We start from the raw sequence: 6,296 nt of genomic DNA, 5'->3' as shown, positions 1-6,296 counted from the left end.
CGCGCCGCCTGACGCGCCGGCCCGGTGGCCGGTGTCCACCCCTCCAGGGACACCGGCCACCGTGCGGTCCTGTGCCGTGCGGTGCTGCTGGCGTGCGGCGCTGCGCGCGGCGTCCCGGTCAGGCGGGGACCGGGGCCGAGCGGGTGACCAGCACGTCCCCGCTCCCGGTCCGTCCGTTGATCGTGACCGGGGTCGTCCCCGCCGGGGCGGACGAGCCGACGTCGAGCTCGCTGCGCGCCCGCCCGGACCCGGTGGTCAGGTCCAGCTCGGCGCTCACGCCGGAGTGCACGCCGATCCGGACGTTGCCGGAGCCGGTGGACAGCGTCAGGCCCCCGGACACGACGTCGGCGAGCACGACGTCACCGGAGCCGGTCCGCACGGACAGGTCCGCGGACACCTCGCCGACCCGGATGTCCCCGCTGCCCGTCTTGACCTGGGCGGAGCCGCCGAGGGCGGCGACGTCGACACGGCCGGAGCCGGTCCGCAGCCGCGCCTGACCGGTCACCGGGCCGAGGTCGATGCCGCCGTGGCCGGTGGTGACGTCGGCGTCGCCGTCGACCTCCTCCAGGCGGGCCGACCCGGCCCCGGTCCGCACCGCGGCCCAGCCGGCGCGCCCTCGCACGTCGACGTCCGCGGCGCCGGTGCGCGAGGCCAGCCGCGAGCGCGCCGGCGCGGTCACCGTGACCGCCAGCGGCACCGCGGCCAGCCGTGGGTCCTCCGGGCCGCGCACGACCAACCGGCGACCCGGCTCCGACCACATGATCTCGGTGGCGTCCACGGCCTCGGCGGCGGCGTTGCCCGCCGCCGCCCACGGTGCGCCGCCGGCGGCCGGGTCGAACCCGGCGCCGCCGGCCCCCGGCCAGCCACCCATGCCCGGGAAGCCGCCGGGGAACCCGCCGGCACCGCCGGTGGCGTTGCCGGACGCGGAGACCGAGCTGCCGATCCAGCGCAGCAGCCCACCGAGCCCGTCGGCGAGCGGGCCGTCCGCGGACGGGTCGGCCCGTACCTCCACCCGGACCTCGTCCGCGGTGTCGGACAGCTCGATCCGCACCTGTCCGGCGCCGATCGCGACCTCCAGCTCGGCCGGGCCGGTGCAGGCCCAGCGCTCCGTGCGGGCGTCGCCGGGCCCGCTGCGGTCACCGTCCATGGTGTCCTCCGTGTCGCTGGTGCCGTCGGGGCCGTCCGTGCCGGGGGGCGCTCATCCCTGCACCCATCCGCGCAGACGGCGGCCGTCCTGGTCGTCCGAGGGTCCACCCGGGCGGCCGTGCCCGTGCCGCGCCGCGGCGCCGGACAGCGCGCCCTGCACCGCCTGCGAGACCCAGGTGTTGAGGGAGACGCCCTGTGACTGCGCGGCCTGCTCGGCCTGCGACTTGATCTGCTCGACGATCCGCAGCGTGACCCGGCTGATGTCGCCGGCGTCGCCGCCGAACGGCCCGGCTCCCGGCCCGAAACCGGACCCGAATCCGGCTCCGAAACCGGAGCCGGCCGCGGCGCCACTGTCGGTCGAGCCGGTCGGGTCGGCGGTGGCCTCGCTGCGGGCGCCGTCGACCGAGACACGCACGTCGCGGCCGTCGAGACGCAGCTCCACGGAGCGGTCGCCGAGCGCCGCCGTGACCTCCGCGGTCATCTCGGAGAGGGCGTTCATGATCGCGAGCCGGGCGGCGGGCTCGATCGCCGAGCCGAGCAGGGCCGCGGTCCGGCGGGTCTGCTCGTCTCCGGCCGCGGCCGCGGCGGCGAGGTCCTCGCGCAGCTGCGCGACATACGGGGTGATGTCCATGACGCCATAGTGGCGTCACCCGTGACGACTTTCAAGGCGCATCTGGCGTCACTTGTCGTCACCCTGGTGTCGCGGGGCGGCCTGCGGAGGCTGTCGGGGGTCCCGGTTACCCTCGCGGACATGTCGGAGACCGTGCCGAGACCAGCGCAGGCGGAACGAGCGTCGGCGGAGCTGGGCGTCCAGCTCGTCGCGAAGACCGAGTTCCTCCCACCGTCCGACATCCCGTGGGAGACCGACGCGGACGGCGGCCAGGCGCTGGCCGAGTTCGCCGGTCGGGCCTGCTACCAGTCCTGGGGCAAGCCGAACCCGGCCACGGCCACCAACGCCGGCTACCTCAAGCACATCCTCGAGGTCGGCCACCTGTCCGTGCTCGAGCACGGCACGGTCAGCTTCTACCTGACCGGCATCTCCCGGTCGCTGACCCACGAGCTGATCCGGCACCGGCACTTCTCCTACTCCCAGCTCTCCCAGCGCTACGTCCCCGAGCGGGACGCCGCGATGGTCGAGCCCGAGGTGATCTCGGACGACCCGGAGCTGCACGCGCTGTTCGCCGAGGCGTCGGCGGCGGCGGTGACGGCCTACGAGGAGCTGCTCGCCGGGCTCGAGCGCCGCTTCGCCGACGTGCCGAACAAGACGCTGCGCCGCAAGCAGGCCCGCCAGGCGGCCCGCGCCATCCTGCCGAACGCGACCGAGACCAGGATCGTGGTCACCGGCAACTACCGCGCGTGGCGCCACTTCATCGCGATGCGTGCCTCCGAGCACGCTGACGTGGAGATCCGGGCCCTGGCCGTGGAGTGCCTGCGCCACCTGCAGCGCGAGGTCGCCAACGTGTTCGCCGACTTCGAGATTCAGACCCTGGACGACGGCACGCAGATCGCGTCCAGCCCGTTCGTCACGGAGGGCTGAGCCCCCCGTCGCCCGGCCCGCACGGCCCCGGAAGGAACTCGATGACGAGCACGCTCAGGGACACCCTGTCCGCCCCGACGGGCGACGGCCCGCCGGAGCTCACGCACTGGATCGGCGGCGCGGCCCGCGCCGGTGTGAGCGGACGGTTCGGCGACGTCACCGACCCGGCCACCGGTGCGGTGAGTGCCCGCGTCCCGTTCGCCTCCGACGACGAGGTCGCCGACGCGGTGGCCGCGGCGAAGACGGCGTTCCCCGGCTGGCGCGACACCTCGCTGAGCGCGCGCACGCAGATCCTGTTCCGGTTCCGCGAGCTGCTCAACGCCCGCGCCCCGGAGCTGGCCGCGCTGATCACCGCCGAGCACGGCAAGGTCGCCTCGGACGCGGCCGGTGAGGTCGCCCGCGGCCAGGAGGTCGTCGAGTTCGCCTGCGGTATGCCGCACCTGCTCAAGGGCAGCGCGACCGAGAACGCCTCCACCGGCGTCGACGTGCACTCGGTGCGCCAGCCGCTCGGCCCGGTCGCCGTGATCGGCCCGTTCAACTTCCCGGCCATGGTGCCGATGTGGTTCTTCCCGATCGCGATCGCGGCCGGCAACACGGTGGTGCTCAAGCCGTCGGAGAAGGTGCCCTCGGCCGCGCTGTGGATCGCGGAGCTGTGGCGTGAGGCGGGCCTGCCCGAGGGCGTGTTCACCGTGCTCAACGGGGACAAGGTCGCCGTCGACGGGCTGCTGTCCCACCCCGACATCAAGAGCGTCAGCTTCGTCGGCTCGACCCCGGTCGCGCGCCACATCTACGAGACCGGTACCGCGCACGGCAAGCGCGTGCAGGCCCTCGGCGGGGCGAAGAACCACATGGTGGTGCTGCCCGACGCCGATCTCGACCTGGCCGCCGACCAGGCCGTCAACGCCGGGTTCGGCTCGGCGGGCGAGCGTTGCATGTCGATCTCGGCCCTGGTCGCGGTGGGCGGCTGCGCGGACGTCCTGGTCGACAAGATCGCGCAGCGGGCCCGCGGCCTGCGCACCGGCGACGGCCGGCGCGGCTGCGACATGGGCCCGCTGATCACCGACGCCGCGCGGGCGCGGGTCACCGGCTACGTCGACGCGGGCGAGTCCGAGGGCGCCAGCGTGGTCGTGGACGGGCGCACCGGCGAGTTCGACGCCGACGGCGAGGGGTTCTTCGTCGGCCCGACTCTGCTCGACCACGTCGGCACCGGCATGTCCGTCTACACCGACGAGATCTTCGGACCCGTCCTCTCGGTGGTCCGGGTGGACAGCTACGACGAGGCCGTCGAGCTGGTCAACGCCAACCCCTACGGCAACGGGACCGCGATCTTCACCAACGACGGCGGCGCCGCCCGACGGTTCCAGAACGAGGTCGAGGTCGGGATGGTCGGGGTCAACGTGCCGGTCCCGGTGCCGATGGCCTACTACAGCTTCGGCGGCTGGAAGAACTCGCTGTTCGGCGACACCCACGCCCACGGCACCGAGGGCGTGGGTTTCTTCACCCGCGGCAAGGTCGTCACCACCCGCTGGCTCGACCCGTCCCACGGCGGCCTGGACCTCGGGTTCCCGCAGAACAGCTGACGCCCGACACCCGTCGCCGGTCGGCCGTGTGGGGTCGTAGGGTCCGGGCCGTGACTTCGCAGGACGGGACCTCGCAGGACGGCGACACCACGGCCCACCTGATCGTGCGCTGCCTCGAGGCCGAGGGCGTCGAGTACGTCTTCGGTATCCCGGGTGAGGAGAACATCGGGCTCGTCGACGCGCTGGAGGCCTCGTCGATCCGCTACGTGCTGACCCGGCACGAGCAGGCGGCGTCGTTCATGGCCGAGATCGTGGGGAGGCTGACCGGGAAGGCCGGGGTCTGCTCGGCGACGCTCGGGCCCGGGGCGATCAACCTGCAGCTCGGCGTGGCCGACGCGACCACCAACTCCACGCCGATGGTGGCGCTGTCCGCGCAGGTGGGGCTGGACCGGATCTACAAGGAGTCGCACCAGGCCGTCGACCTGGTCAGCCTGTTCCGCCCGATCACCAAGTGGTCCGAGCTGGTGTTCACCCCCGACGCGGTACCGGAGATGGTCCGCCGTGCGTTCAAGACGGCGCAGACCGAGCGTCCCGGCGCGACCTACCTCGCCGTGCCGGAGGACGTCGAGGCGGCCGCGGCCCCACCCGGGACGGCGCCGATGCCGCCGGACCGGGTGCGCGCGGAGGAGCCGTCACCGGGACAGGTCGCGCGGGCGGCCGAGGTCCTGTCCCGGTCCCGGGCGCCGATCCTGCTGGCCGGGCACGGCGCCGCGCGGGACGGGGCCGGCGCGGCGCTGCTGGCTCTCGCCGAGCAGTGGGACGTGCCGGTGGCGACCACGTTCCACGGCAAGGGCGTGTTCCCCGACGACCACCGCCTGGCCCTGGGTGCGGTCGGGTTCATGCGCCACGACTACGCCAACTTCGGTTTCGACGACGCCGACGCGATCGTCGCGATCGGCTACGAGCTGCAGGAGTTCGACCCGGTCAAGATCAACCCGAACCGGGACAAGGAGATCGTGCACGTGCACCGGTTCCCGGCCGAGGTGGACGACCACTACCGGCTCTCGACGGGCATCGAGGGCGACATCTCGCGGTCGCTCGAGGCCCTGGGGGCGGCCGCGCCCGGGCCGTTCCCCGGGGGTGCGCGCTCCTCGTCCGGCATCCGCGACATGCTCGCCGACGAGCTCGCCCGCGGCCGGTCCGACGACCGGTTCCCGCTGGCGCCGCAGCGGATCGTCGCCGACACCCGCGCCGCGCTCGGCCGCCGCGACGTCGTCCTGGCCGACACCGGTGCGGTCAAGATGTGGATGGCGCGGCTCTACCCGACGTACGCGCCGAACACGTGCCTGCTCTCCAACGGCCTGTCCACGATGGGTTTCGCGTTGCCCGGGGCTCTGGCGGCGGCGCTGGTGGAGCCGGGGCGCAAGGTGCTGGCGGCCGTCGGCGACGGTGCGTTCCTGATGCACTCGCAGGAGATCGAGACCGCGATCCGGGAGCAGATCCCGCTGACCGTGCTGGTCTGGGTCGACGACGCCTACGGCCTGATCGAGTGGAAGATGGACCTGGAGCTGGGCCGGCACTCCCAGGTCCGGTTCGGCAACCCGGACCTCGTGGCCTACGCGGAGAGCTTCGGCGCGGCCGGGTACCGGATCGAGTCGGCGGAGGAGCTGTGGCCGACGCTGCGCACGGCGCTGGACTCGGGAGGGGTCTCGGTCGTCGCCTGCCCGGTGGACTACCGGGAGAACCTGCGGCTCACCGAGCGTCTGGGCGAGCTGACCGGCCCGTTCTGAGCCGGAGCGCCGGACTCCGCGGGCTCAGACGGCGACGGCGTGCACGCGTCGGCGCAGGGCCGGCAGGTCCCGCACGACGATGGCGCGACCGTCCTTGACCAGGACACCCTCGGCGACGAGGCGGGACAGCTCGCGGCTCATCGTGACCCGGGTCAGCCCGACCATCAGGGCGAGCTCGTCGACGGCGGGGCGGATCGAGAGCCGGGTCGAGGTGTCCAGCGAGACCTCGCCGTAGGCCTCCACCAGGTGCCCGAGCAGCAGTGTCACCCGTTCCCGGGCGGGCAGACCGTCGATCATGATGTG

General features: G+C 73.9%; 6 protein-coding genes. 3 read left to right on the top strand and 3 right to left on the bottom strand.

The genetic code is table 11. The features are described 5' to 3' along the window. Window positions 1-118 precede the first annotated feature (118 nt). Together I4I78_RS33600 and I4I78_RS28625 are read right to left on the bottom strand one after the other, a co-directional pair. Window positions 119-1,147 carry a DUF4097 family beta strand repeat-containing protein gene (locus I4I78_RS33600; protein ID WP_218614620.1) on the bottom strand — a complete coding sequence of 343 codons (1,029 nt, stop codon included), beginning with the start codon at window positions 1,145-1,147 and terminating at the stop codon, window positions 119-121. Between the two features lie 51 nt (window positions 1,148-1,198). After that, window positions 1,199-1,777: a toxin-antitoxin system HicB family antitoxin gene (locus I4I78_RS28625; RefSeq protein WP_218614619.1), complete on the bottom strand. Its 579-nt coding sequence runs from the start codon at window positions 1,775-1,777 to the stop codon at window positions 1,199-1,201. Between the two features lie 120 nt (window positions 1,778-1,897). Here I4I78_RS28625 and thyX point away from each other — a divergent pair, with 120 nt between their 5' ends. Genes thyX through I4I78_RS28610 form a run of 3 tightly spaced genes read left to right on the top strand, consistent with a single transcriptional unit; the run spans window position 1,898 to window position 5,993 of the window. Continuing rightward, window positions 1,898-2,683, top strand: coding sequence for an FAD-dependent thymidylate synthase (gene thyX / locus I4I78_RS28620; RefSeq protein WP_218614618.1), 786 nt, complete (start codon window positions 1,898-1,900; stop codon window positions 2,681-2,683). A 41-nt stretch (window positions 2,684-2,724) separates the two neighbouring features. After that, complete coding sequence (locus I4I78_RS28615) at window positions 2,725-4,263, top strand: CoA-acylating methylmalonate-semialdehyde dehydrogenase (RefSeq protein WP_218614617.1); 1,539 nt, start codon at window positions 2,725-2,727, stop codon at window positions 4,261-4,263. Between the two features lie 50 nt (window positions 4,264-4,313). Then, window positions 4,314-5,993 carry an acetolactate synthase large subunit gene (locus I4I78_RS28610; protein ID WP_308252424.1) on the top strand — a complete coding sequence of 560 codons (1,680 nt, stop codon included), beginning with the start codon at window positions 4,314-4,316 and terminating at the stop codon, window positions 5,991-5,993. A gap of 24 nt (window positions 5,994-6,017) precedes the next feature. Here the strand turns inward: I4I78_RS28610 and I4I78_RS28605 are convergent. Continuing rightward, window positions 6,018-6,296, bottom strand: a 279-nt coding sequence (locus I4I78_RS28605) for a helix-turn-helix domain-containing protein (RefSeq protein ID WP_218614616.1), incomplete at its 5' end; no start/stop codon positions are given.

The sequence above is a fragment of the Pseudonocardia sp. KRD291 genome (assembly GCF_019263595.1).
GTDB lineage: Bacteria > Actinomycetota > Actinomycetes > Mycobacteriales > Pseudonocardiaceae > Pseudonocardia.
Note: the sequence above shows the minus strand (reverse complement) of the source record. Positions and strands in the feature narration are given on the sequence as shown.